Raw genomic sequence first — 23,151 nt, 5'->3', positions numbered from 1 at the left:
GTATGAGTCTAATAATCCGTTTTACAGGGACTGGCTCCAATCGTGAACCATGTGGCCCTCGAGGAATTTTTCGCAGTCCAGAGCCGCCATACAGCCGCTTCCCGCCGCCGTAATGGCTTGACGGTATTTCAAATCCTGAACGTCTCCGCAAGCGAACACGCCAGGGATGTTGGTTTCCGTCGTTCCCGGTTTAACGAGGATATACCCCGTTTCGTCGGTCGTGATCTGTCCGCCGAGGAACTTCGTGTTCGGAGTATGGCCGATAGCCACGAAAATACCGTCGGTTTCAAGAACCTCTTCCGCACCGGTTTCGTTGTTAAGAACCTTAAGGCCGGTTACGCCTTTGTCTCCCGCAACGACTTCAAGCGGAGTGGAGTTCAAGCTCCACGTGATTTTCTCGTTCTCACGCGCACGATCCTGCATAATCTTGGAAGCGCGGAGTTCGCTTCTGCGGTGAACCAGTCGAACTTCGGAAGCGAAACGTGTCAGGAAGTTCGCCTCTTCCATTGCAGAGTCGCCGCCGCCGACGACGATGATTTTCTTGCCGCGGAAGAAGAATCCGTCGCAAGTGGCGCAAGTGCTCACACCGCGGCCGATATTCTCGCGCTCGTTCGTGATGCCGAGCAGCTTAGCGGAAGCGCCGGTGGAGATGATCAGAGATTCAGTCTCGATCTCCCCAAGACCTTCCACATTGAGCTTGAACGGACGCTCCGTAAGCTCTACGCTGTTAACCCAGCCGGTTTTGAACTCGGCGCCGAAACGCTCAGCCTGCTTGCGCATGTTAGCCATAAGTTCCGGCCCCATGATTCCTTCCGGGAAGCCAGGGAAGTTTTCGACCTCGGTCGTTGTCGTCAACTGTCCGCCCGGTTCCGGACCTTCAATAACCAAAGGGTTGAGATTGGCGCGTGCCAGATAGATGGCTGCTGTTAATCCGGATGGTCCGGTTCCTACCACAATTGTTTTATACATGGATCGATCTCTCCTCCTTGGGAACAAATCAGAATTCGTATGATCGCGGGCTGAGTGTTGAGTCATCACTGCCTACAATCATTCTCTATTTAAAATAATTCTAATTAAAATTATTCTAATTTGCAAGTGTGATTAATCCCGGCCCTTCTTTTCCACGTTCCAGAGCTTCGGCAGAATCGCATCCATCTTCTCCTTAAGCCCGCAAGCTTCGTCAATCAGCTTCACATTCTTGCTTACGGTCGAAACGGTCGTATGGTAGCGGCTGGCTACCTCGTGATAGGAAATCGACCTGCGGTGCATTTTGGCGACCAGGTATTCGAGAGCGGCGGACCAGCCCTCCACTTTCGTAATCCTCGGCACGCTCGGATACACTCTGCTCAAATATTCTACCCATAGAGTCTGAAGGTCATGCTGCTGGATCATGTCGTACCGCTGGTGCATATGCCGGTGAGCGGTCTCCATGACGGTCTGCCATTTGGGCTCCCATTTCGGAAGATCGGTCGTATGCACGGAGTTTTCCACGGTTTTTACGGCACCGTCCAAATGAGCTTTCAAAGGCTCTTCGACTCCGATGGTCCGCAAAACGAAGATAGCTACCTTTTTGAGGTAGTCGTCCTCTTTAGGGTCACCGATAAACTCGATGAGGGCTTCTTTCACTTCATTGTCGCCGATATACACGAACGTCTGAAGCACCTGCAGCTTCGTTTCCACATCTCCGTGGCGCAGCGCCCAGAAGAAGGAGCTGCGGACAAGCGGGTCCTTCGCAATCTGATCTGGGATCGATTCAGGAGACTGCTCCAATTGGCGGAACTGTTCCTCGAACGGAAGGTTATAGTGGTAACTCAAGGACAGCGGGCGGTCATCGGAACGGCGGTTCAGCTGCTCCAAATAAAAGCGGGCGATTTCCGACCCGTTCTCCAGCTTATCCACCTGATTCCAGAGAACCCGAGCTTCCTGAAATCTGCCGATATTGCAAGCGGCCACGGCCGCATAATGGTAAACGCACGGATCCAGACCGCTGTCGTTGGAACGGGAAACCCTCCTGAAAAGCTGATAGGCTTTCTCATGATCGCCCAGAATCCCCATGGTGGTCGCAAGCTTGAAGACATGCTCCTGCTGGAAAGGATACGTTTTGCGCAAAGTTCCCATCAGTTCGGCAAGTTCTTCCTTGCGTCCGAGATGCTGGTAGAAGATCGCCATATTGCACAGCGCGTGAAGGTTCCCGGGATCTATGTTCAGCACCTCGACAATAGCATCCAGCGATTTCTGAAAATGACCGGTGTAATAATAAGCCAGCGCCAGGTTATTACGGGCCGCCAGAAAATCGCCATGCTCTTCGACGAGTTCTTCCAGAACACGCACCGCTTCCGCGAACTTGCCTTCTTCCAAAAGCAGACGCGCCTGGTCGTGCTCATATAAGCCCTCGCGGGATTTGATGGTCTTGAGTTTGGCGGGACGCTCCAACTCGTAGCTGAGAAAATCAAGCATTTCCTCGGCTTCTTCCAGGTAATGTCCGTTTGTATCGTTCTCCAGATAACGGACAAGAGCGCCCTCCGCCTGTTCGTACTGGTCCATGTTGGCGTAATTGTTCGCCATATAGAAGTAGCATTCGGTCATCGAGGGATCGATCCGGTCGAGAACATCTTTTAAGATGTCGTTGGATTCCTCGTACTTGCCCAATTCGGAGAGAACCCCTGCAAGGTTGCAGTGGTTCACCGGGTTATCGTATTCGTATTCTACCGCTCGCCGGAAATATTTCAACGCCTTATCGTAATGGAAACGATCGAGCGACTGAACCGCTCTTTCAAAAAAGAACGTGGCATCCATGCTGATGGGAATAATTTTCGGTTCCGGCTTTACGGAGACACGCTTTTTCTTTTCCATGACTAGGCACCTCCGGTACTTTGAGATCTATGATCAAGTATAGCACAGTCCCCGAGGTTTCAAAAACACGATTTAAACGCCGCCGTATTTAAACAGCGAAGAGAGAGAGCCGCCGTCGCTGACGATACGTACCGCATGCGAGAGCAGCGGAGCAACGGAGAGCACCTTGAAACGTTCCGCGTGATCGTCCGGAATCGCCAGGGAATCGGTGATTACGACTTCACGAATGTTCGGGTGATCCAGACGCTGGAGAGCCGGGCCCGAGAATACCGCGTGAGTGGCGCAAACGTAGATATCGTTGGCTCCGCGTTCCTTCAGTCCTTCCACAACGTTCACGATCGTTGTGCCTGTGTCGATCAGATCCTCGATGATGATCGGCGTACGGCCTTTAACGTCCCCAATTACGTGAGTCACGACCGCTTCGTTGTGAGCGGGACGTTTCTTGAACATCATAGCGAACGGAGCATCGAGAATGTTGGCAAGACGCTCAGCCGTTGTAGCTCGGCCGGCATCCGGAGATACGATGACCGGATCGACGATATTTTTCTTCGTGATGTAATCGCTGATAAGATCAAGAGCGGTCAGGTGATCCACCGGAATGTCGAAGAAGCCTTGGATCGCCGGTGCATGAAGGTCGATGGTAATAACACGGTTCGCTCCTGCGGCACTGACCAGATCGGCGACAAGTTTCGCGGAAATCGGTTCGCGCGGCGCGGCTTTTCTCTCTTGACGGGAGTAACCATAGTAAGGCAGGATCAAGTTGATCGTGCGGGCGGATGCACGCTTGGCAGCATCCATCATAACCAATAGTTCCATAAGGTGTTCATTGATCGGATGGGAGAACGTTTGTACTAAAAATACATCGCAGTTACGGACACCTTCTTCATACAAACAATAAATTTCCCCGCTTTTGAAGCGAGACAGCTTGATTTTACCGAGCGGAACGCCCAGGTCGTCGCAAATGCTCTGTGCCAGCTTCGGGTTGGAAGAGCCGGAGAAAATTTTAATGTTGTTGAGATCCATGGTTATGGTTACCTCCGAAATGTTTTTGATTATTGGGACTGCAGACGGGTCAAACTTCTGTATAGAACGCTTCGCATACGTTTTCATACGAAAGCGCTTTTTAGCATGTAAGCGAGAAAAAAGATGCCCCCTCTGTCTAGTATCTAGTACCAGGGACATTCTCCTACCCCACCATTATACATGAAACTTGTCGAAATGAAAAAGCACAGAGGGACGCCAAATCGAGGTAATTGTGGCTAGTTTATGAACTTCGAAAACAAAAATCGGCACCCGTTCCTCTAGATGGCATATTTGCCTATAGAGTCGGATGCCGGTCCCTTTATTTGGATTTGCTCATGTGGCGCCGCTCCAACTCCGCCATTACATCGTCAAGCGGAAGCTTGGACTCGCGAAGAAGAACCATCAAGTGAAAAATCAGATCGCTCGTTTCGTACCGGAGCTCGTCGTGGTCCCGGTTTTTGGCCGCGATGATTACCTCTGCCGTTTCCTCGCCTACTTTTTTGAGAATTTTGTCGATTCCTTTCTCGAACAAGTAGGTCGTGTAGGCGCCTTCGGGTCTTTCCGCTTCGCGGGAAGCAATGACGGATTCCAGCCTCGACAAGATGCCGAACCGGTCGGCGGAAGCTGTCACGGCTGCAGGTTCTCCGGTTTCAGCGGAATCTGCGCCGGCCACCGGGATTTCACTGCCGAAGCAGGTGTAGGATCCGGTGTGGCAAGCGGGTCCGGTCTGCTCCGCCAGCACCAGAAGCGTGTCCGCATCGCAGTCATAGCGGAGTGAAACCACGCGCTGCGTGTGCCCCGAAGTCGCCCCCTTGTTCCAAAGCTCCTGCCGCGAGCGGCTCCAGAACCAGGTCGTGCCGGTGGCCACCGTTTTTTCAAGCGATTCTTTATTCATATAAGCCAGCATCAGAACGTCTTTGCTGATGGCATCCTGTACAATAGCGGGAACGAGACCCTGCGAGTCGTAGCGGATGCTGTCCAGTTGTATGCCTGTCATCGAATCTCCACTCCTTTATTCTTCAAGCTCTCTTTAACGCCCTGCACCGTCAGTTCTTTATAATGAAAGATCGTCGCGGCCAGACCCGCATCGGCACGGCCTTCGGTGAACACCTCGTAGAAGTGTTCTTCATTTCCGGCACCTCCGGACGCGATAACGGGGATTCCGACAAATCCCGATACCGCCTTGGTCAAAGCCAGATCGAACCCGTCCTTCGTCCCGTCCGCATCCATGCTGGTAAGAAGCAATTCCCCGGCGCCCGCCGTCTCCATCCGCTTCGCCCACTCGACAGCCCGGATACCGGATGCCGTCCGGCCCCCGTGCGTATAGACTTCCCACTCGCCCCAGGCCGGGTTGAACTTGGCGTCAATGGCGACGACGATGCACTGGGACCCGAATTTGCGGGCTCCGTCCGATACAAGCTGCGGATTCTTGACCGCCGCCGTGTTGATGCCGATTTTATCCGCACCGGCACGGAGCAGATGCTTCATATCATCGGTAGTCGAAATTCCTCCGCCGACCGTGAACGGAATCGTGATTTCGCCTGCCGTTTTCTTCACGACCTCCACCATCGTCGCCCGTCCTTCAACCGAAGCCGATATGTCCAGGAAAACGAGCTCGTCGGCACCTTCGCGGTCATAAATGGAAGCAAGCTCGACCGGATCGCCCGCATCTCTCAAATTCACGAAATTTACACCCTTGACGACCCGGCCGTCCTTCACGTCCAGACAGGGAATAATCCGTTTAGCCAGCATTCTGACTTCCCCCTTCAACTCTGTACCACTTTATATCGGAGCATCTTGATGCGTTCATTATTTCTTAAGGCGTTGTTCTTTCACAGCGCTCTCCGGCCTAAACCAGCTTCAGCGCTTCCTCAAGCCGGATGCTGCCCGTGTAGAGCGCCTTGCCGACAATCGCGCCGCCCACGCCATTCGCAGCCTCGGCGGCAAGCCGCTCCAGGTCTTCCGGTCGGCTCACGCCGCCGGAAGCGATAACCGTCCGGCCCGAAACCTTAGCCAGGCGTACGATAGCCTCCACATTCGGCCCGCCCATCATGCCGTCCCGTGAAATATCGGTGAAAATAAACGTCTTGGCTCCATGCTCGGCAAGCTGAACAGCCAAATCCTCCGCTTTTACCGAGGAAGTTTCGAGCCAGCCCCGGGTCGCGACGAAACCGTCCCGCGCGTCCAAGCCGATGGCGACGTTCTCCCCGTGTTTGGCCAGCAGAGACTGGACGAAAGCCCGGTCCTCGATGGCGGCTGTCCCGAGAATGACACGGGATACGCCCAGCGACAGCAGACGATCCACATCCTCTTCCGTACGGAGTCCGCCCCCCACCTGGACCGGAACTTTCACCGTGCGTGCGATTTCGCCGATCAGCTTGTCGTTAACCGGCCGTCCTGCCTTCGCGCCGTCCAGGTCGACCAGATGAATCCACTGTCCGCCTTGAGCTTCCCAAGCTTGCGCGACCTCGAGAGGATTTTCGTTATAGACTGTTTCCTGATTATAATCGCCTTGAACGAGACGGACGCATTTGCCGTCCCGGATATCGATTGCCGGATAAATAATAAAGGACATTTTTCGTTACCTCCACCTGATAGGCCGCAGGGCCGGTTAATCTTAGACCCCTACCTTGCTTTGACAAAGCCCTACGAAATTTTGAAGCAGCCGCATGCCCAGCTCACCGCTTTTTTCCGGATGAAACTGCATGCCGAAGACGGAACCTCTTCCTACTACAGCCGTAACCGGCTGATGATAATCCGTGACCGCCAGAAGATCCTCCTGACGCTCCGGCTTCACATGATAAGAATGAACAAAATAAACGTGGCCCTCTTCAAGCCCTTCCAGAAGGGGGCTGCCCTGCTTGAACTCCAGCCGGTTCCAGCCCATATGAGGCACCTTGTAGTCCCCTTGGAATCGCACGACTTGACCGGGAAGCAGATTGAGGCCTTCATGCTCTCCGTATTCTTCGCTGGAGGTGAAAAGCAGCTGCATACCGAGGCAAATACCGAGCAGCGGCTTCCCTTGAGTGGTCTGTTCCCGCAAAAGCCGATCGAGACCGAGCGAGCGGAGCTGCTCCATCGCGTCGCCGAACGCTCCTACTCCGGGCAGAATAAGCCCGTCGGCCTCGGCCAGAATCTCCGGATCGGATGTAACCGTGGACTCGCATCCGAGACGTTCCACGGCCTTGCTCACACTATGCAGGTTGCCCATGCCGTAATCGATGATGGCAATCATGCTTAGAGAACTCCCTTCGTCGAAGGTACTCCCTTAACACGGGGATCGATGGAAGTGGCTTCATCCAGAGCGCGTCCTAGCGCTTTGAACACCGCTTCGACCATGTGATGCGTGTTCCGGCCGTAATGAACAATGACATGAAGGGTAATCCGGGCCTCCAGGGCAAACTTCCACAAGAACTCGTGAACCAGCTCCGTCGTGAAACTTCCGACCTGCTGGGACGGATACTCCGCCCGGTATTCGAAATGAGGCCGGTTGCTGACATCGATAATCACCTGCGCCAGCGCCTCATCCATCGGGATAAATACGCTGGCGTAACGCTTGATGCCCTTCTTGTCCCCAAGAGCTTCCCTAAGCGTCTGACCGAGACAGATTCCGATGTCCTCTACCGTGTGGTGATCGTCTATGTCAACGTCTCCGCGAGCTTGAACTTTAAGATCGAACTGTCCGTGCTTGGCAAAAAGATCGAGCATATGGTTCAGAAAAGGAACATCCGTCTCCAGCTCCGAGACACCGGTTCCGTCCACGCCGAACGAAAGTTCGATGTCGGTTTCATTCGTTTTGCGCGCTACACTGGATACGCGCGCACGCGAAACGGGTTCCGTGACGGACAAGCCTTCACCTGCGCCCGTGTCTACCGCATCCGCGTTAACCGATCCACCGGAGTATCGGCCTTCCAGTCCCGCTTGTTTTGCATTCTTGTCCACTTGTTCAGCCATGAAAGTTCCCTTCTTTCTGCAATCGAACTTGTATCGCTCTGGCATGCCCTTCGAACCCTTCGTTTCGGGCGAGCGTCATAATTTGCTCTCCGTTCGCAAGGAGCGCTTCCTTACTATAAGAAATCACACTGGATTTTTTAATAAAATCATCGACGTTCAGCGGCGAGGAGAAGCGGGCCGTACCGTTCGTCGGCAGCACGTGATTCGGTCCGGCGAAATAGTCGCCCACCGGCTCCGGGCTGTACGCGCCGAGGAAGATCGCCCCGGCGTTCTCGATCCGCGGCAGCACCGCGAACGGGTCGTCCACGAGCAGCTCCGCATGCTCCGGAGCAATCGCGTTGACGACGCGGATGCCCTCGTCCAGATCCCCGACGAGGACGATCGCGCCCTTGTTCGCCGTGGACACCTCGGCGATCGCTTTGCGCGGCAGCGCCTGCAGCTGCCGCTCCACCTCTCCCCGCACCTGCTCGGCGAGCTCGCGGGACGGTGTCACCAGAATGGCCGGTGACAGCTCGTCATGCTCCGCCTGGGCCAGCAGGTCCGCGGCGATGTATTCGGGGTCCGCCGCCTCGTCGGCCAGGACCACGATGTCGGTCGGCCCGGCAATCATGTCGATATCGACGACGCCGAATACGGCGCGTTTCGCGAGGGCGACGTAAATATTGCCGGGTCCGACGATCTTGTCAACGGCACGAATCGTATCCGTGCCGTAAGCGAGCGCCGCGACGGCCTGTGCGCCGCCGATGCGGTAGATCTCCCGCACGCCGGCCTCGGCTGCCGCCACCAGGATGTGCGGGTTGATGCCCTCTTCCCCGGCTGTAGCCGGCGGCGTCACCATCACGATCTCGGGAACGCCGGCGACGACTGCCGGGATGGCGTTCATGAGCACCGATGAGGGGTAAGCCGCCTTCCCTCCGGGGACGTACAAACCGACGCGCTGCAGCGGCCGGATGATCTGGCCCAGCAGGGACCCGTTGTCCTGCAGATCCATCCAGGACACGCGTTTCTGCTTTTCGTGAAACGCGCGGATGTTGGCGGCGGCTTGACGCAGCGCCTTCAGAAACTCGGCGTCCACCCGGTCGTACGCCGCCTCGATCTCGGCTTCGTCTACGCGGAGTTCGTGAAGGTCGACGCCGTCGAACTCCTTGGACAGCCGCCGGAGAGCCGCATCGCCTTCGCTGCGTACAGCGGCGATGATCGATTTTACGGCGTCGTTCTGCTCCGCCGTCCCGTAGTCCACTTCCCGGGCGAGTTTAAACTCTTCCGCAGGCACGATTTTCATGCGCAATCACCCTTTCGTAACGCCGGCTTTCGCCTGCTGATCGTTTTTGTTTTATAACGCTTTATGTCATCCGTCAAGGGATAGCAGCCTCTTACTCCGGCAACGCAATCGTTGTCTGCAGAGCGTCGCAAAGCTGCTGAATCCGGTCGTTTTTCATCCGGTAACTGACGCGATTGGCGATAAGCCGGCTCGTGATCGGAAATATCTCCTCATATTCCACCAAGCCGTTTTCCTTCAAGGTCTGACCGGTTTCGACCATGTCGACGATACGGTCGGCCAAGCCGATCAGCGGCGCCAGTTCAATCGAGCCGTTCAGCTTGATGACTTCGACCTGCTGTCCTCTTTCCCTGAAATACTGGGAAGCCACCCGGGGATACTTCGTCGCGACGCGGGGATTCAGAACGGGCTGCCAGTCCGGCAGCGCGATAACGGACATCCGGCAGCGGGCGATACCGAGATCAAGCAGTTCGTAGACGTTCCTGTTTTCTTCCATCAATACATCCTTGCCCACCACTCCGATATCCGCCACCCCGTATTCCACATAAGTCGGAACATCAACGGGTTTGGCGAGAATGAATTCCATGTTGGCTTCCGGAAAGGTAACGATCAGTCTTCTGGAATCGTCACCGCTATCTTCAGGCATCGGCAATCCCGCTCGGCGGAAAAGTTTGAATGCCTGTTTATATATACGCCCCTTGGGCATGGCTACCTTAAGCATTTCCTGCATGCCTTCAGCCTCCTGTCAACAGCTTCTGTCGAAGCTAAATGATTGCGGGCCCCCGTTACGACGCGTAAGCCGCAAGCAAGGCCCGCTGTATAACCGCGAAGGCCGGTTTGAATGGCCTGAATCGTTTGTTTTATCGCATCGTCAACCGGTTTAGGCTGCCGCATTCGTTGGTTTAACAACTCTACACCGGCCGGCGAATTTATCAACTCGGACGTTGAAAATTAATCCGTTAGGTAGAGCAGGATTTCCGAGTACACGTTCCCTTCGTACCGGTAACGGCCCTGTCCCAGTTCGTGCAAAGCTGCCGGATCCCACGACGCACAGGACCCGGTTCCATTGCCGGCGTGGCGTGTCACAACGACCTTTCCGGGAAGGGTTCTCAGCTCCCGGGCTTTGCCCAGCGCTTCGCCGCGGCGGGATTCCCCGTATACGATCAGGACCCGCTCCTGCTGCTTGCGGACCGCATCTCCAGCCGCTTCCAGAATGCGGTTCGTCTTCAAGGCAAAGCCCGTTGCCGGTGCGGGACGTCCGAACTGAGCGAGCAGATTGTCGTATCTGCCCCCGCTGCACAGCGGGAACCCGAGATCCGCCGCGTACCCTTCGAATGTAAGACCCGTATAGTAAGAAAAATTCCCGATCATCGTCAAATCAATCAGCACATGCTCGCTGACTCCGTAAGCCTCCAGAACGTTCCATACCTCGCACAGATGGGCGATGGCCGCTTGGGCCGTCGGGTCGGAAGTGACGCTGAGTGCCTGTTCGCAGATGTCTTTGCCTCCGCGCAGCCGGAGGATGCTCTCCAGTTCGCCGCGCCGGGCTTCGTCCACACCCATACGCCGGATGGCCGTGCGGTAACCGACGTAGTCCCTGGCGAGCAAGCAGCTCTTGAGCTCTTCCTGAGCTTCTGGATGGTCTTTGAGCGTTTCGCCGAACAAGCCGTGTAAAAACCCGACATGCCCCAAGGCAAACTTAAACGCTTTTACGCCTGCGGCCTGTAAAGAAGCAATCGCCAAAGCCACTACTTCGGCATCCGCTTCCGCGGACGGGTCGCCTACGAGTTCCACACCGGTCTGCAAGAACTCCGAATCGCGCCCGGCTTCTTCCTCCATCGCCCGGAAAACATTCCCGTGATAGCTGAGACGGAGCGGAAGAGGCTCATCCCGCAGAAGAGAGGAGACCACCCGTGCGATAGGGGCCGTCATGTCGGAACGAAGTACAAGCGTTTTCCCGTTGCGGTCCAGCAGCTTGAACTGTTTCCGGTCTTCGATGGAGCTGGCCATCCCTACCGTATCGTAAAATTCCAGCGTCGGAGTCACGATTTGGCGGTAGCCCCACCGTTCCATGCAGTCCAGCACGCTGAATTCGATCTCACGGATTCTCGCTACCGATTCCGGAAGCAAATCTTTAAAACCCGTAGGTTTTTCAAACACTTTAGGTTTAGACATTCATGTTCCTCCTTGCCCTGCCGGTACACCTCTATTTTCAAAACGCTTTAGCACGCTACCATACTACCAAATTGAAGGATATCCGTTAGTTTATCACGGAATGTCAGAGGCGTCAATTTGCAGATTCATTCCCATTCGTTTCTCTGCAGCCAATGTCCTCTTCGCTTCAAATAAAAAACAGTTCACCTTCTTAAGAAGATGAACTGTTTGGATTGGTGCTGTTGCCGGAAGCCGACTCCGGTCCGGATATTTCCGCTGACGCTCCGAAAGTCCGGGCTTCTGCGGAATCGGGAGTTCCCGTCCGGATAACCTGAAGCGGATTACCCGCTACGAAGCTGTATGGTTCCACATCCTTGTGGACGACAGATCCTGCACCGATTACGGCGCCATCCCCTATCGTTACACCGGGCAGAATGGTCGTGTTCGCCCCGACCATCACATTCGATCCGATCCGCACTTCACCCAGACGATACTCCTTGGTCAAATACTCGTGAGCCAGAATGGTGGTGTTGTACCCGATGATCGAGTTGCGGCCGATCTTTATTTTTTCCGGAAAAAATACATCCACCATCACCATCAAAGCGAAAGCGGTGTGTTCTCCCACCTCCATGCCCAACATGCGGCGGTAGATCCAATTTTTAACCGGAAGCGAGGGACAGTAGCGGCTGATTTGTATCCAAACGAAATTTTTGACCGCTTTCCATTTGCTGACTGTCCGGTAAATCTGCCATAAGGCGTTAGGTCCGTCGACCGGGTATCTGTCGGTTTTCCTCAAACACTTTCCTCCGTAATCCCGAAAATCATATACAGTTCGCGCATATCCGCGATCATATGCTCCGGATGGTACTGTTCCAGGTAGGCCTGGCCCTTAAGAGACCAGTTGACCGCCACGGCTTCAACGCCTGCGGCTTTGGCCGCTTCGATATCGTAATGGCTGTCCCCCACCATGACGGCTTCCTCCGCTGTTGAGCCCAGTTCATGGAGAGCCTTCCTGATTCCTTCCGGGTCCGGCTTCGCGTTCGTAACATCATCGACGGTCACAATACTTTGGATATACGGCAGCAGTTCGCAAAGCTCCAGGCCCAGCATGGTTGTCAGCCTGATTTTGCTGGTTACGACGCCGATTTTGACTCCGTAGGCATGCAGCTTGGCCAATACCTCTTTTACATAAGGAAAAGGTCTCACCAGCTCGTCGTGGTGTTTAAGATTATAAGACCGGTAAAGAGTCAAAAGATCCGTCACTTCATCCAGGCCGCTGAAAAACTGGAGCTGCTCGATGAGAGGGCGCCCCATGTGGGGAATGATGTTGTCTCTTGTAAACAGCTCGGGCGTCTTTCCTTCCAGCGCATGCAGGAACGACTGGATAATGAGCTCGTTGGTGTCCAGAATAGTGCCGTCCAAATCAAACAATACCGTATGCTTCATGCTGTGCTCCTTATTATCAAGAGTTCTGTCTGTTTTCAATGGCTTGTGTTGGCCGAAGCCGGTGTCCCGCCGATTTTCTCGATCGGATCGCTGTACTTGGTTTTCGCATAGCCCATACGGCGGCGCAGGACGATGATGATGATAGCCGCGATGATGATAAGCACGGCAAGAAGCTGGGAAATGCGGATGTTGCCGCCATAAGTCATCGTACCCGCTTCACCGAACAGCAGGGACATCGGCGACCACAGCCCGTTCAGCAGGGAAGCCAGCCAGGCCGGTCCCGTGAAATCGAGGCTGTCCGTACGCAAGCCTTCGATGAAGAAGCGGCCCAGCGAATACCAGATAAAATAGCTCATAAATAACTCGCCCGCACGAAGGAACGGACGGCGGCGCAGCCAGAAGAGCAGCAGCAGACCGACGAAATTCCATACCGATTCATACAGGAAAGTGGGATGATAGAAAATGCCTTCGATGTTCATCTGGTTCACGATCCAATCCGGCAGATGAAGCGTGTTTCGCAGGAAAGATTCGCTGACCGGGCCGCCGTGGGCCTCCTGGTTCACGAAATTGCCCCAGCGGCCGATCATTTGGCCGATAATGAGTCCCGGAGCGCAAATGTCCGCGATCCGCCAGAACGAATATCCTTTGCGGCGGACATAGATGAGCGCTGCGATAATGGCCCCGATCAGGGCGCCGTAAATGGCGATCCCCCCTTTCCAGATGGCGATAATTTCGCCCAGATTGTTTTTGTAGTTTTCCCATTGGAAGGCCACGTAATAAATACGAGCGGCCACAATGGCAGACGGTACTCCGATCAGCAGCAGATCCATGAAAAATTCGGGCTGCAGCTTGAAGCGCTTGCCCTCCCGAATGACAAGCAGCAGCCCGATCAGGGCCGCCATTCCTAATATGATGCCGTACCAATGCACGGAAATCGGGCCTAGCTTAAAAGCGACTGGATTTAGCATAAACGGTCGATATCCTCCTATTCCTTACCTGTCTGGGTATGAACCGGCTCTCAGTCCATGTCGTCCAAATCTTCGGCCAGCGTTTCCGTCAGCTTGTTGGTGAACTGCAGGGCCGCGTTGAAGCCCATCCGCTTGAGCCTGTAGTTCATCGCCGCAACTTCGACGATGACCGCCAAGTTCCGTCCGGGACGAACCGGGATGGTGATCAGCGGCACATCCGTTTCAATAATCCGGGTCGTTTCTTCGTCCAGTCCGAGGCGGTCGTACTGCTTATCCTGCTGCCAAGTTTCCAACCGGGCAACGACGGATATTTTCTTGACGTTCCGCACCGCTCCCGCACCGAACAGCGTCATTACGTTAATAATGCCGACGCCGCGGATTTCGAGCAAATGGCGGATCAGGTCGGGAGCGTTCCCGTACAGCATATAATCGGCTGTCTGACGGATTTCAACGGCATCGTCCGCTACCAAACGGTGGCCGCGCTTGACCAGTTCGAGCGCCGTCTCGCTTTTCCCGATTCCGCTGCCGCCCGTAATAAGCATTCCGACGCCGTACACATCCACCAGTACACCATGAATGGTAGTGGAGGGAGCAAGCTTGTTTTCGAGGAAGTTGGTCAGCCGGCTGGCCAGAATGGTGGTCGCCACCTGGCTGCGGAGAACCGGAAGTTGGTGCTTCTTCGCTTCCTCCACCAATTCCGCCGGAATATCCAATCCGCGGGTGACGATAATGCAGGGCGTCTCTTCGCTTGCACAAAGCTGCTCGGCACGATGCAGCCGGACCGTTTCATCCAGCGTTTCGAAGAAAGACATCTCGGTGCGTCCCAGCAGTTGAACGCGTTCCTGCGGATGATAATTGAAGTAGCCCGCCATTTCCAGACCGGGCCGGTAAAGATCGGCAACCGTTACAGTCCGCTTTAACCCGTCTTCGCCGCAAATGACTTCCAGGTTGTAATGCTCAACCAGCTCAGACACTCTCACTTTTTTGCCCATCGTTCATTCCCCTTTGTTTTCCCAATAGTTCCATCGTAATTCAACTGCCGGGTGAAAATCAACCTGCCGCCAGGCCAACCGGTATCCCTGCAGAGGTGTAACTTCTGCAGCATACCCACAGGCCGCCTCATCATTCCCTAATACGTCAAAAAAGCCAGTCACGATGGACTGGCTTTAAATTAATGATTCTTACGAGTTCAGAAGAATGGAGTTCGTTGTTTCTTTATCGAAGAAGTGAACTTTGTTCATGTCCAGAGCAAGCTTCACGTTAGCGCCGTCTTTCAGACCGGAGCGGCCGTCAACACGCGCCACGACTGTACCTTCGCCGATACCGGCAAGGTGAACTTGCATTTCGTGACCCAGGTTCTCGGACACTTCGATCAGAGCGTTAACCACTGTCTTAGCGGAAGCTTCGAGGAACACAGGCTCATCGTGGATATCTTCAGGACGAATGCCCAGAATAACTTCTTTGCTGGCGTAGCCTTTATCGCGAAGAACTTGAGCTTTGCCTTGCGGAATAACAACGTCTACGCCTTTGGCTTTGAAATGAAGCTCTCCGCCTTGGTCACTCAGCGAGCCGTTTACGAAGTTCATGGAAGGAGATCCGATGAAGCCCGCTACGAACATGTTGACCGGGAAGTTGTAGATCTCTTCCGGAGAAGCCGCTTGTTGGATGATGCCTTTGTCCATAACGACAATCCGGCTACCCATTGTCATAGCTTCGGTTTGGTCATGCGTTACGTAGATGATCGTTACGCCGAGACGTTTGTGAAGTTTGGAAATTTCGGCACGCATTTGTACACGAAGTTTAGCGTCCAAGTTGGAAAGCGGTTCGTCCATCAAGAAGACTTGCGGTTCACGGACGATTGCGCGGCCCAGGGCGACACGCTGACGCTGACCACCGGAAAGTGCTTTCGGCTTGCGGTCCAGAAGGTGTTCAATATCGAGAATTTTAGCCGCTTCACGCACGCGTGCGTCGATATCGGCTTTTTTGAATTTACGGAGTTTAAGGCCGAACGCCATGTTCTGGTACACGTTCATGTGCGGGTACAGGGCGTAGGACTGGAATACCATCGCGATGTCGCGGTCTTTAGGAGCCACGTCGTTCACGAGACGGTCGCCGATGTACAGTTCGCCTTCGGAAATTTCTTCAAGACCGGCAATCATCCGCAGAGTTGTGGATTTACCGCAACCGGATGCTCCTACCAATACGAGAAACTCTTTATCTTGAATATCGAGATGGAAATCCTTAACGGTTGCTTCTTGGTTGCCTGGGTACCTCTTTACGATATGGTTAAGACGAACGCCTGCCATAGTTCATTCCCCCTGGTTCTTGAATGTTCTTAATTTGGAATCTGTACATTTATCTTAGCTTAAATGCCCGAAGACTGACTATGCACAATCTTCACAAAAAACTCACTTTCTTTTTGTTACTTTGTACAATACGAGCGCCAGCTTTACCAGAACGGCGTCGTGGAAAGTTCTTACGTCCAGCCCCGTCTCGTTTTTGAACTTGTCCAGCCGGTATAAAAGCGTGTTGCGATGAATATACAGCTTTTTAGCCGTCTCGCTCACGTTGCAGTCCAGCGCAAAAAAACTTTCCAGCGTGGACTGCGTCTCGGCATCCATGGAATAGTCCTTCAGCACGTGCTCCAGAAACTGATGTTTCTCGGAATCGGGGATCGGATGGAGCAGCTTTTCCATTTGCAAATGCCAAGGCGTGTGAATGTTGTTCGTCACATTGTATAACCGGCCGAGCATAATCGTCGAACGTAGAGAAAGCATGGACGCCAGAAGCGTCTGGGCAGGCTGGATAGGGTAGTGAACCCCCAGGTGGCTTTCTCCTACCCATTCGGTAGCCAGCATATCATGAAGTCCTGACGCCAGGGCGTCGAGCATCTGCTCGGTGCTCTCTTCCTGGGCGTCCGTCTTGTCTTCCTGCCCTACTGTGAGCAGATAATCCGGCGCGAGAATCAGCCATTCTTTATCCAGCAATGGAATCAATATAATTTCCGCGTCAAAAAACGTCTCCAGCAGCCTTTTCAGCTCCCGGTAAGACGCCCGTACGTTGGAAGAATAATCTCCATACAGGAGAAAAGGTATCTTGGTCGAATAAAGCCCGGCCTGGGAAGAAATCGTGTCGGGAACCTCCGCTTGGGAGTCGGTTTCGGCATGCTGCAGCAGCCATTCCCTGAGCGCGGAAAGCTTTTTCTCTTCTTCGAGCAGAAGAGTGCCGCTTTGCCTTTTCTCCGGCTGTGCGGATTCAATGAGCCACTCGACCAGATGACGTTCGTCTCCGGCCATGTTCCCCGCAGGTATAGACAAAGCATGGACTTGATTCCCTTCCCTGCCCAGCAGGAAATAAACATCTTTGCCGATCAGCATGCTGCTTTTATTCAGGGCCTGCCTGTCCCCGTTATTTTTCCCCGCGTTTCTTGTAAGGGTTTCCCACTCTTCCGGCGTCTTTGCAATCAGTCGGACCGGCCCTTTGCCGATCGATTCCAATTGTTCTTTCAGCCTTTCCCAATCCATCCGCATAGCTCCCTATCTGTGTAATATCGAGGCTGCCATGGTGCTTCCTATTATTGTAACACAGCTAAGGTAAGCGTTTCACTTAAAGGTGGCTTTAATAAGCCTCGGGAGCGGGATGCGGTTCATACGCCCATGAGCACCACAATAATAGAAAGCAGGGAGAACAGAGCGCCGACCAGGTACAAGAAAGAAACGGTTTGGGTTTGGGACAGCCCCCACTGCATAAGGCTGTGATGAGTATGAAGCTTATCGGCCCGGTGCAGCCCTCCGCCTTTCAGGAGCCTTCTCGTAAACACGATGACCGTATCCAAGATAGGAACGCCCAGCGCCAGCACAGGAACCAGGAGGGAGATAAAAGTCGCGCTTTTGAAAGCTCCGTCCACAGCAACGACCGCAATTGTGTACCCCAGGAAAATCGCCCCGGCGTCACCCATAAAAATTTTGGCGGGATAAAAATTGAACGCCAGAAAAGCCAGGCAGGCTCCGACCAGAATGCCCGCAATCAATGCGGAATCCTCCTGCCTTTTGACTAGGGCCGCCACAAGCAGCGCCAAAGAAGCGATCGTTACGATCCCCGAGGCGAGACCATCGACCCCGTCAATGAAATTGATCATATTGGTGATCCCGAAAATCCAGGCCATCGTGCCGAGCCAAACAAGCCAGACCGGGAAAAAAATCATGCCGCTGAAATGGAGATTCGACACTCCGATTATTTGAATGCCGAATAAAAGCGGCACCGCGGACACCGCAATATAAATGATCAGCCTGGGCCAGACGGGAAAGTCCTTGCTCCGGGTTTTAAACCAGTCGTCCGTCAAGCCGGTCAGCATAAGGACCGTTCCGCCGATCAGCACCGCATAGGAAAGATTGCCGTTACGGCTGAACAGTAAAATAGCCGCCGCGCAAGCGATGTAAATCGCCACTCCTCCGAGCAAAGGGATAGGAGCGGCATGAATTTTGCGGGTAGACGGCCGGTCGACAAACCCTGCTTTTACAGCGATCCGCTTCATAACGGGTACCAGCAGCGCCACCAGAATAAAGCTCGTCAGCATAGGGATTAGATAGTGCATACGCTTGATTCCTCCTGCCTATCGTTACCCTTACGGATGACGATGGGTAAATGGCTTTTTCACCGCATCTGTTAGCGTCTCCCAATCGAATTCCGGCCATACTTACCCCGTTTGGTAAAGGTTTGGTCGACTAACCCGCTCAAAACCTTGAGAACATTTTGTCAGAAGCGAGTTAACTCCTCCCTTTATGGAAAAAATAAGAAGGAATTCAACCATTTAAGCGGATGTTCAAAACGAATCAAAGGAGATCCCCCTACGATGATCTGGAACACCTGGACGTTAGACCGGTCCGTTATTTTGTTTACGGCTTTCGCTTATTTAGTTATCGCGGCTCAAGTGACCTTGTCCCATTACCGGCAAAATTTTCACCGCAAAGTCATGCTGGTTCCCGTTATTACCGCCCCGTTGTACTTTCTGGTTGGGCTGCTCGCGGTTCTCCTTAACCGGCCCTGGTTTCTCCATCTTTTTCATATGGGCATGTGGCTGGGAATTTTGACGGGCTTATACGGGCTGTCCCTTCATACCCGGGGAGTGGGCAAACGCGTCGGGTCTTATGCGTTCCGCAATTTCCTTATCGGACCTCCCGTTCTGATGCCTCTGCTGTACTCGGCTCTCGGTGTCCTCGGGTTAATCGCTGTTTATGGAAGGTGACTTGTATGAGAAAAATGCCGAAATACCCTTCTTTCGATGTCATGAAGGAGCAAAACCACTGGGATCCCCACACGCGGTCTATCGTCAGCTCCCGTATGAGGCGGCGCCGTGAATATCGGCTGTTAACGCTGTTAGAAGCGGAACAGCTCAGAAGCGTATGCTCTCTTCTTGTCGCCGACGACAGGTCCGAAATCTTGACTTACGTGCTGGAGCATATAGATGACACTTTGTGCGGGCAAAAGGAAGAAGGCCAGAGAGGACCCGATACTCCTCCTCAGTCCGACTTAATCCGGAAAGGGCTGGAGGCGCTTGAGACGATGTCGCACGGGTTTCATGCGAGGCCCTTTCAACAGCTATCTCCGGCGGAACAGAAGGAGCTTCTCACGAATGTAGCCGAGGTTCGCCTACCCTTGAGGGGCGATTGGCCGGATGCCGTGCAGAAAGCCTTCTTCAACAGGCTGCTCGCGCTGACCGTGGAAGCTTACTATTCTCATCCCCAAATTTGGTCCGAAATCGGGTACGCAGGTCCTGCTTATCCAAGAGGTTACATCCGGGCAGACCGGGGGCATCTTGATCCGTGGGAGGCGAAACCGGAACGATGAAATGGAACACTCAATCGGAAACCGTTGATGTGGTCATTATCGGCGCGGGAGCGGCAGGCGGTGTGCTTGCACAGGAACTTAGCGAAGCCGGGCTGCAGGTCGTGGTAGTGGAAGCCGGACCGCTGCGGGATCCCCAAAGGGATTTTGCGAGCGACGAGCTGTCCATGCAGTGCCTGGGCTGGCAGGATACCCGTCTTGTGGACGGAGAGCATCCTCTTGCTATGGGGCACAACAATTCGGGCTGGGGAGTAGGCGGCGGAACCCAGCATTTTACCGGAGTGTTTTTGCGATTCCATGAATCCGACTTCAAAACGAGATCGATCGACGGAGTCGGCGAGGATTGGCCGATCCACTATAAAGATTTGGAGCCGTATTACTCCCGGATTGAAAAAGAAATCGCGGTTTCGGGTCCCCGCCATTTTCCATGGGGAAACTTCCGCGGGCCTTACCCTTATCCCGAACGGGACCCTCTGAGTCCTAACGCCTATTTGTTTCAAAGAGGCTGTGAGAGTTTGGGGATTCGCTCCGTTACGGCCCCCCTGGCGATTCTGTCTGCGCCTTTTGAGGGCAGGCCTCCCTGTATTAACCGTGGTTTCTGCCAGCAGGGCTGTATGCCTAACGCCAAATTCAGCACCCTTATTCAGCATATCCCGAAAGCTGTACAAGCAGGTGCTACTGTGCTTACCGATAGCAGGGTCACTCAGATCGAGACAGGGCCTGATGGAAGAGCCTCAGGTGTGCTTTTTATGAAGAACGGGGTCGAATACCGTCAAAAAGCCAAACTCGTGATCGTATCGGCCTATGCGGTCGAAACACCCCGATTGCTGCTGAATTCTGCGAACAGCCGTCATCCGGACGGACTTGCCAACAGCAGCGGCTGGGTAGGCAAAGCACTTATGACGCACAGCAGCCATGACGTGTATGCCAAGTTCGAGGAGGAAGTGCGGCTGTACAAGGGGACCCCTGTGCTGGCTACTACTCAGGAATTCTACGAATCCGACCGGAGCCGCGGCTTTGCGCGCGGGTATTCCCTGCATGCCCATGGCACGCGGCCTCTCGCTTTCGCCCAAGGGATTGTCAAAACAGGCGAATTTCCCATCTGGGGAGCTCCGTTACGGGAGGCTATGCTGGACTACAATTATTACGGCCGTGCGACACTGGTCGGAGAAGTCCTTCCTCAAGAGCATAACTGTGTCACGTTATCCCGGGAGAAAGACGCTTTCGGTTTGCCCAGAGCCAAAGTATCCTTCAGCTTCGGGGAAAACGACACCAATCTCATCGAGCATGCGGTCTCGAACATGAAATCTATTCTTCAGGCAGCGGGAGGAACACCCGAATTTGTGGTACCAGATACCGCCCACCTAATGGGAGGCTGCCGGATGGGAAGCGATCCTTCGCGATCTGTCACAAATTCATTCGGGCAAACGCACGATATCCCGAATTTATTCGTATGCGATGCGAGCCTATTCGTCACGTCCAGCGGAGTGAATCCCACTAACACCGTAATGGCTTTAGCAGCGCGAACAGCCGATTATATCGTAAGTGAAATCATTTAATCACCAAAATGAAGATATATGGAGACATTCAGCCTTTATCATGCGAACTGTTCATTTATGTATACTGAGCTACGAAAAAGCTCTAAACTCATATGCCGGCTGGACTTGGCCAAGTTCCTGATAACGCTTATAACGACCCAGGGCTCCCCTGCTTGGTACTCGATGCGGCAGTCTCTGATCGGGCGTTTGCCTCAGCTTCCCTTTTCTTGTTACAAATGCGCTGATGGTAACCCAGGCGCTTCCGCCTTTTCCAAGCAGCAAGTAGCCACCGGGCATCGTTTCCATTACAATTAAAAACAAAGCTATCTCTAACAGAGGAGGATCACTACTAAATGGCTATTGCAGAAATTACGGTTGTTCCTATAGGTACAAGCTCTACAAGCTTAAGTGAATATGTAGCTCATCTCCAAAAGGTGCTGGACAACCAGCCTCTCCATTATGAGCTTACTCCAATGAGTACCATCATCGAAGGCCCACTGGATCAACTCATGGAAGTCATCCTTAAGCTACACGAAAGCCCCTTTGAAAACGGCGCTCAACGCGTCTCCACCTCCATCAAGATAGACGACCGGCGTGATAAAACGGCATCCATGCAGCAAAAACTCCAGTCCGTTGCCGACAAACTGGAGCGGCTTCAATAGCTCGGAAGCTATACTCAACTACTCCCTGAAAACCTTTTTCGTTCACCTTGAACACCGGGAGTCCCCTAAAAAATCGAATTCACACCAGCGAATATTAGGGACTTTCCGGCACGGCTAGGTCGCGAGAGTTGGATTCATGCAGCGATTTAAGACATTTTTCCGTTCGCAAGCCAAAAAGACAACAAAAAAAGAGACCGTTAAGGTCTCTTTTTATATGAAGAGAATTGTTCACATGGCATGTGAGCCATGAAGGACTCGAACCTTCGACACCCTGATTAAAAGTCAGGTGCTCTACCAACTGAGCTAATGGCTCTTGGAAAAACTGGTGGAGGCTGATGGATTCGAACCACCGAACTCGTCAGAGAACAGATTTACAGTCTGCTGCGTTTGGCCACTTCGCTAAGCCTCCACATTACTGCCAAGCGCCGTTACGGACTAACTTGACTAAAAGTGGTGGCTCGGGACGGAATCGAACCGCCGACACGAGGATTTTCAGTCCTCTGCTCTACCGACTGAGCTACCGAGCCATACTATGAAATTGTTATACAAACTAAAATGGCGGAGCTGACGGGATTCGAACCCGCGGTCTCCTGCGTGACAGGCAGGCATGTTAGGCCTCTACACCACAGCTCCGTGCATAAGATTGTATGGTGGACGCTGACGGGATCGAACCGCCGACCCTCTGCTTGTAAGGCAGATGCTCTCCCAGCTGAGCTAAGCGTCCTTATGTAGTTGTTATGGTAGCGGCGGAGGGGCTCGAACCCCCGACCTCACGGGTATGAACCGTACGCTCTAGCCAGCTGAGCTACGCCGCCATAATACTGGCGGAGAGAGAGGGATTCGAACCCTCGCACCACTTACGCAGTCTAACCCCTTAGCAGAGGGTCCCCTTGAGCCACTTGGGTATCTCTCCAATGTGTAAACAAACTTTTCAGGTTGCTCCCTGAAAACTAGCAGCGAAACGTGCAGTCGATCCATCCAAAGATCTTGTGGTGCATATGTTGCATATGCTTTCGATGCGGTTTTTTCCTGTCGGAAATAACCTTGTGGTCAAGCCCTCGACCGATTAGTATTGGTCAGCTCCACACATTGCTGTGCTTCCACCTCCAACCTATCTACCTCGTCGTCTTCAAGGGGTCTTACTAATTGGGAAATCTCATCTTGAGGGGGGCTTCACGCTTAGATGCTTTCAGCGCTTATCCCTTCCGTACATAGCTACCCAGCGATGCCTCTGGCGAGACAACTGGTACACCAGCGGTACGTCCATCCCGGTCCTCTCGTACTAAGGACAGCTCCTCTCAAATTTCCTGCGCCCGCGACAGATAGGGACCGAACTGTCTCACGACGTTCTGAACCCAGCTCGCGTACCGCTTTAATGGGCGAACAGCCCAACCCTTGGGACCTACTTCAGCCCCAGGATGCGATGAGCC

At 53.7% G+C, this 23,151-nt stretch carries 22 protein-coding genes, 7 tRNA genes and 1 rRNA gene; 4 read left to right on the top strand and 26 right to left on the bottom strand.

What is annotated here, in order from left to right; translation table 11 throughout:
• Window positions 1-21 precede the first annotated feature (21 nt).
• From trxB to HMPREF1207_RS14370, 18 genes are all read right to left on the bottom strand, one after another.
• Entirely contained in the window at window positions 22-969 is a 948-nt protein-coding gene (gene trxB / locus HMPREF1207_RS14455) for a thioredoxin-disulfide reductase (RefSeq protein WP_009676865.1), read from the bottom strand.
• A gap of 132 nt (window positions 970-1,101) precedes the next feature.
• Window positions 1,102-2,853, bottom strand: a complete 1,752-nt coding sequence (locus HMPREF1207_RS14450) for a tetratricopeptide repeat protein (RefSeq protein ID WP_009676855.1) — start codon at window positions 2,851-2,853, stop codon at window positions 1,102-1,104.
• A gap of 72 nt (window positions 2,854-2,925) precedes the next feature.
• Complete coding sequence (locus HMPREF1207_RS14445; RefSeq protein WP_009676852.1) at window positions 2,926-3,876, bottom strand: ribose-phosphate diphosphokinase; 951 nt, start codon at window positions 3,874-3,876, stop codon at window positions 2,926-2,928.
• 319 nt (window positions 3,877-4,195) lie between these two features.
• Window positions 4,196-4,873 (bottom strand): bifunctional phosphoribosyl-AMP cyclohydrolase/phosphoribosyl-ATP diphosphatase HisIE, encoded by a 678-nt coding sequence (gene hisIE / locus HMPREF1207_RS14440; RefSeq protein WP_009676836.1) that lies wholly within the window; start codon window positions 4,871-4,873, stop codon window positions 4,196-4,198.
• Window positions 4,870-5,628, bottom strand: coding sequence for an imidazole glycerol phosphate synthase subunit HisF (gene hisF, locus HMPREF1207_RS14435; RefSeq protein ID WP_009676838.1), 759 nt, complete (start codon window positions 5,626-5,628; stop codon window positions 4,870-4,872). Before hisF ends, hisIE begins: the two co-directional genes overlap by 4 nt.
• Window positions 5,629-5,725: 97 nt before the next feature.
• Complete coding sequence (gene hisA, locus HMPREF1207_RS14430) at window positions 5,726-6,451, bottom strand: 1-(5-phosphoribosyl)-5-[(5-phosphoribosylamino)methylideneamino]imidazole-4-carboxamide isomerase (protein WP_009676848.1); 726 nt, start codon at window positions 6,449-6,451, stop codon at window positions 5,726-5,728.
• Window positions 6,452-6,493: 42 nt separating this feature from the next.
• Window positions 6,494-7,111: an imidazole glycerol phosphate synthase subunit HisH gene (gene hisH, locus HMPREF1207_RS14425; RefSeq protein WP_009676845.1), complete on the bottom strand. Its 618-nt coding sequence runs from the start codon at window positions 7,109-7,111 to the stop codon at window positions 6,494-6,496.
• Between the two features lie 2 nt (window positions 7,112-7,113).
• Window positions 7,114-7,830, bottom strand: a complete 717-nt coding sequence (gene hisB, locus HMPREF1207_RS14420) for an imidazoleglycerol-phosphate dehydratase HisB (RefSeq protein ID WP_009676834.1) — start codon at window positions 7,828-7,830, stop codon at window positions 7,114-7,116.
• Window positions 7,823-9,112: a histidinol dehydrogenase gene (gene hisD, locus HMPREF1207_RS14415; RefSeq protein ID WP_009676860.1), complete on the bottom strand. Its 1,290-nt coding sequence runs from the start codon at window positions 9,110-9,112 to the stop codon at window positions 7,823-7,825. Before hisD ends, hisB begins: the two co-directional genes overlap by 8 nt.
• A 91-nt stretch (window positions 9,113-9,203) precedes the next feature.
• Window positions 9,204-9,839 carry an ATP phosphoribosyltransferase gene (gene hisG / locus HMPREF1207_RS14410; protein WP_009676837.1) on the bottom strand — a complete coding sequence of 212 codons (636 nt, stop codon included), beginning with the start codon at window positions 9,837-9,839 and terminating at the stop codon, window positions 9,204-9,206.
• A 221-nt stretch (window positions 9,840-10,060) separates the two neighbouring features.
• Window positions 10,061-11,284, bottom strand: coding sequence for an ATP phosphoribosyltransferase regulatory subunit (locus tag HMPREF1207_RS14405; RefSeq protein WP_009676843.1), 1,224 nt, complete (start codon window positions 11,282-11,284; stop codon window positions 10,061-10,063).
• 190 nt (window positions 11,285-11,474) lie between these two features.
• Complete coding sequence (locus HMPREF1207_RS14400) at window positions 11,475-12,059, bottom strand: acyltransferase (RefSeq protein WP_009676850.1); 585 nt, start codon at window positions 12,057-12,059, stop codon at window positions 11,475-11,477.
• The gene (gene ppaX, locus HMPREF1207_RS14395; protein WP_009676863.1) at window positions 12,056-12,709 is read right to left on the bottom strand and encodes a pyrophosphatase PpaX; all 654 of its coding nucleotides are present in this window, start codon (window positions 12,707-12,709) and stop codon (window positions 12,056-12,058) included. Before ppaX ends, HMPREF1207_RS14400 begins: the two co-directional genes overlap by 4 nt.
• Before the next feature lie 35 nt (window positions 12,710-12,744).
• Window positions 12,745-13,677, bottom strand: coding sequence for a prolipoprotein diacylglyceryl transferase (gene lgt, locus HMPREF1207_RS14390; RefSeq protein WP_009676844.1), 933 nt, complete (start codon window positions 13,675-13,677; stop codon window positions 12,745-12,747).
• Window positions 13,678-13,727: 50 nt separating this feature from the next.
• On the bottom strand, window positions 13,728-14,669 hold the full coding sequence (gene hprK, locus HMPREF1207_RS14385) for an HPr(Ser) kinase/phosphatase (RefSeq protein WP_009676857.1): 942 nt from the start codon (window positions 14,667-14,669) through the stop codon (window positions 13,728-13,730).
• 189 nt (window positions 14,670-14,858) lie between these two features.
• The gene (locus HMPREF1207_RS14380) at window positions 14,859-15,983 is read right to left on the bottom strand and encodes an ABC transporter ATP-binding protein (protein ID WP_009676853.1); all 1,125 of its coding nucleotides are present in this window, start codon (window positions 15,981-15,983) and stop codon (window positions 14,859-14,861) included.
• Window positions 15,984-16,085: 102 nt separating this feature from the next.
• Window positions 16,086-17,201, bottom strand: a complete 1,116-nt coding sequence (locus HMPREF1207_RS14375) for a PucR family transcriptional regulator (RefSeq protein WP_009676859.1) — start codon at window positions 17,199-17,201, stop codon at window positions 16,086-16,088.
• A gap of 122 nt (window positions 17,202-17,323) precedes the next feature.
• A complete protein-coding gene (locus HMPREF1207_RS14370) occupies window positions 17,324-18,271 on the bottom strand; it encodes an MraY family glycosyltransferase (RefSeq protein WP_009676849.1) in 948 nt (315 codons plus the stop codon).
• A gap of 258 nt (window positions 18,272-18,529) precedes the next feature.
• On the opposite strand from HMPREF1207_RS14370, the gene HMPREF1207_RS14365 reads away from it, so the two are divergent.
• From HMPREF1207_RS14365 to HMPREF1207_RS14350, 4 genes are all read left to right on the top strand, one after another.
• On the top strand, window positions 18,530-18,922 hold the full coding sequence (locus HMPREF1207_RS14365; protein WP_009676864.1) for a hypothetical protein: 393 nt from the start codon (window positions 18,530-18,532) through the stop codon (window positions 18,920-18,922).
• Between the two features lie 5 nt (window positions 18,923-18,927).
• Entirely contained in the window at window positions 18,928-19,524 is a 597-nt protein-coding gene (locus HMPREF1207_RS14360; RefSeq protein WP_009676842.1) for a gluconate 2-dehydrogenase subunit 3 family protein, read from the top strand.
• Window positions 19,521-21,080 (top strand): GMC family oxidoreductase, encoded by a 1,560-nt coding sequence (locus HMPREF1207_RS14355; RefSeq protein WP_009676854.1) that lies wholly within the window; start codon window positions 19,521-19,523, stop codon window positions 21,078-21,080. The genes HMPREF1207_RS14360 and HMPREF1207_RS14355 overlap by 4 nt, the downstream gene beginning before the upstream one ends.
• A gap of 332 nt (window positions 21,081-21,412) precedes the next feature.
• Complete coding sequence (locus HMPREF1207_RS14350; RefSeq protein WP_009676862.1) at window positions 21,413-21,721, top strand: MTH1187 family thiamine-binding protein; 309 nt, start codon at window positions 21,413-21,415, stop codon at window positions 21,719-21,721.
• Window positions 21,722-21,961: 240 nt separating this feature from the next.
• Here the strand turns inward: HMPREF1207_RS14350 and HMPREF1207_RS14345 are convergent.
• The 8 genes from HMPREF1207_RS14345 to HMPREF1207_RS14310 form a co-directional block, all read right to left on the bottom strand.
• Window positions 21,962-22,034, bottom strand: a tRNA-Lys gene (locus tag HMPREF1207_RS14345).
• Window positions 22,035-22,044: 10 nt separating this feature from the next.
• Window positions 22,045-22,130: transfer RNA gene (locus tag HMPREF1207_RS14340), tRNA-Tyr, on the bottom strand.
• Window positions 22,131-22,172: 42 nt separating this feature from the next.
• Window positions 22,173-22,248, bottom strand: a tRNA-Phe gene (locus HMPREF1207_RS14335).
• A 29-nt stretch (window positions 22,249-22,277) separates the two neighbouring features.
• Window positions 22,278-22,354 (bottom strand) — tRNA-Asp (locus tag HMPREF1207_RS14330).
• Between the two features lie 15 nt (window positions 22,355-22,369).
• Window positions 22,370-22,445, bottom strand: a tRNA-Val gene (locus HMPREF1207_RS14325).
• A 14-nt stretch (window positions 22,446-22,459) separates the two neighbouring features.
• A tRNA-Met gene (locus tag HMPREF1207_RS14320) sits at window positions 22,460-22,536 on the bottom strand.
• A 7-nt stretch (window positions 22,537-22,543) separates the two neighbouring features.
• A tRNA-Ser gene (locus HMPREF1207_RS14315) sits at window positions 22,544-22,634 on the bottom strand.
• Between the two features lie 133 nt (window positions 22,635-22,767).
• Window positions 22,768-23,151, bottom strand: a 23S ribosomal RNA gene (locus HMPREF1207_RS14310); the annotation flags it as partial.

The sequence above is a fragment of the Paenibacillus sp. HGH0039 genome, assembly GCF_000411255.1.
Classification (GTDB): domain Bacteria; phylum Bacillota; class Bacilli; order Paenibacillales; family NBRC-103111; genus Paenibacillus_F.
Note: the sequence above shows the minus strand (reverse complement) of the source record. Positions and strands in the feature narration are given on the sequence as shown.

Bases quoted from the DNA above. Each gene is read 5' to 3' on its own strand.
- trxB (WP_009676865.1), bottom strand. From the start codon at position 969: ATGTATAAAACAATTGTGGTAGGAACCGGACCATCCGGATTAACAGCA.
- HMPREF1207_RS14450 (WP_009676855.1), bottom strand. From the start codon at position 2,853: ATGGAAAAGAAAAAGCGTGTCTCCGTAAAGCCGGAACCGAAAATTATT.
- HMPREF1207_RS14445 (WP_009676852.1), bottom strand. From the start codon at position 3,876: ATGGATCTCAACAACATTAAAATTTTCTCCGGCTCTTCCAACCCGAAG.
- hisIE (WP_009676836.1), bottom strand. From the start codon at position 4,873: ATGACAGGCATACAACTGGACAGCATCCGCTACGACTCGCAGGGTCTC.
- hisF (WP_009676838.1), bottom strand. From the start codon at position 5,628: ATGCTGGCTAAACGGATTATTCCCTGTCTGGACGTGAAGGACGGCCGG.
- hisA (WP_009676848.1), bottom strand. From the start codon at position 6,451: ATGTCCTTTATTATTTATCCGGCAATCGATATCCGGGACGGCAAATGC.
- hisH (WP_009676845.1), bottom strand. From the start codon at position 7,111: ATGATTGCCATCATCGATTACGGCATGGGCAACCTGCATAGTGTGAGC.
- hisB (WP_009676834.1), bottom strand. From the start codon at position 7,830: ATGGCTGAACAAGTGGACAAGAATGCAAAACAAGCGGGACTGGAAGGC.
- hisD (WP_009676860.1), bottom strand. From the start codon at position 9,112: ATGAAAATCGTGCCTGCGGAAGAGTTTAAACTCGCCCGGGAAGTGGAC.
- hisG (WP_009676837.1), bottom strand. From the start codon at position 9,839: ATGCAGGAAATGCTTAAGGTAGCCATGCCCAAGGGGCGTATATATAAA.
- HMPREF1207_RS14405 (WP_009676843.1), bottom strand. From the start codon at position 11,284: ATGTCTAAACCTAAAGTGTTTGAAAAACCTACGGGTTTTAAAGATTTG.
- ppaX (WP_009676863.1), bottom strand. From the start codon at position 12,709: ATGAAGCATACGGTATTGTTTGATTTGGACGGCACTATTCTGGACACC.
- lgt (WP_009676844.1), bottom strand. From the start codon at position 13,677: ATGCTAAATCCAGTCGCTTTTAAGCTAGGCCCGATTTCCGTGCATTGG.
- hprK (WP_009676857.1), bottom strand. From the start codon at position 14,669: ATGGGCAAAAAAGTGAGAGTGTCTGAGCTGGTTGAGCATTACAACCTG.
- HMPREF1207_RS14380 (WP_009676853.1), bottom strand. From the start codon at position 15,983: ATGGCAGGCGTTCGTCTTAACCATATCGTAAAGAGGTACCCAGGCAAC.
- HMPREF1207_RS14375 (WP_009676859.1), bottom strand. From the start codon at position 17,201: ATGGATTGGGAAAGGCTGAAAGAACAATTGGAATCGATCGGCAAAGGG.
- HMPREF1207_RS14370 (WP_009676849.1), bottom strand. From the start codon at position 18,271: ATGCACTATCTAATCCCTATGCTGACGAGCTTTATTCTGGTGGCGCTG.
- HMPREF1207_RS14365 (WP_009676864.1), top strand. From the start codon at position 18,530: ATGATCTGGAACACCTGGACGTTAGACCGGTCCGTTATTTTGTTTACG.
- HMPREF1207_RS14360 (WP_009676842.1), top strand. From the start codon at position 18,928: ATGAGAAAAATGCCGAAATACCCTTCTTTCGATGTCATGAAGGAGCAA.
- HMPREF1207_RS14355 (WP_009676854.1), top strand. From the start codon at position 19,521: ATGAAATGGAACACTCAATCGGAAACCGTTGATGTGGTCATTATCGGC.
- HMPREF1207_RS14350 (WP_009676862.1), top strand. From the start codon at position 21,413: ATGGCTATTGCAGAAATTACGGTTGTTCCTATAGGTACAAGCTCTACA.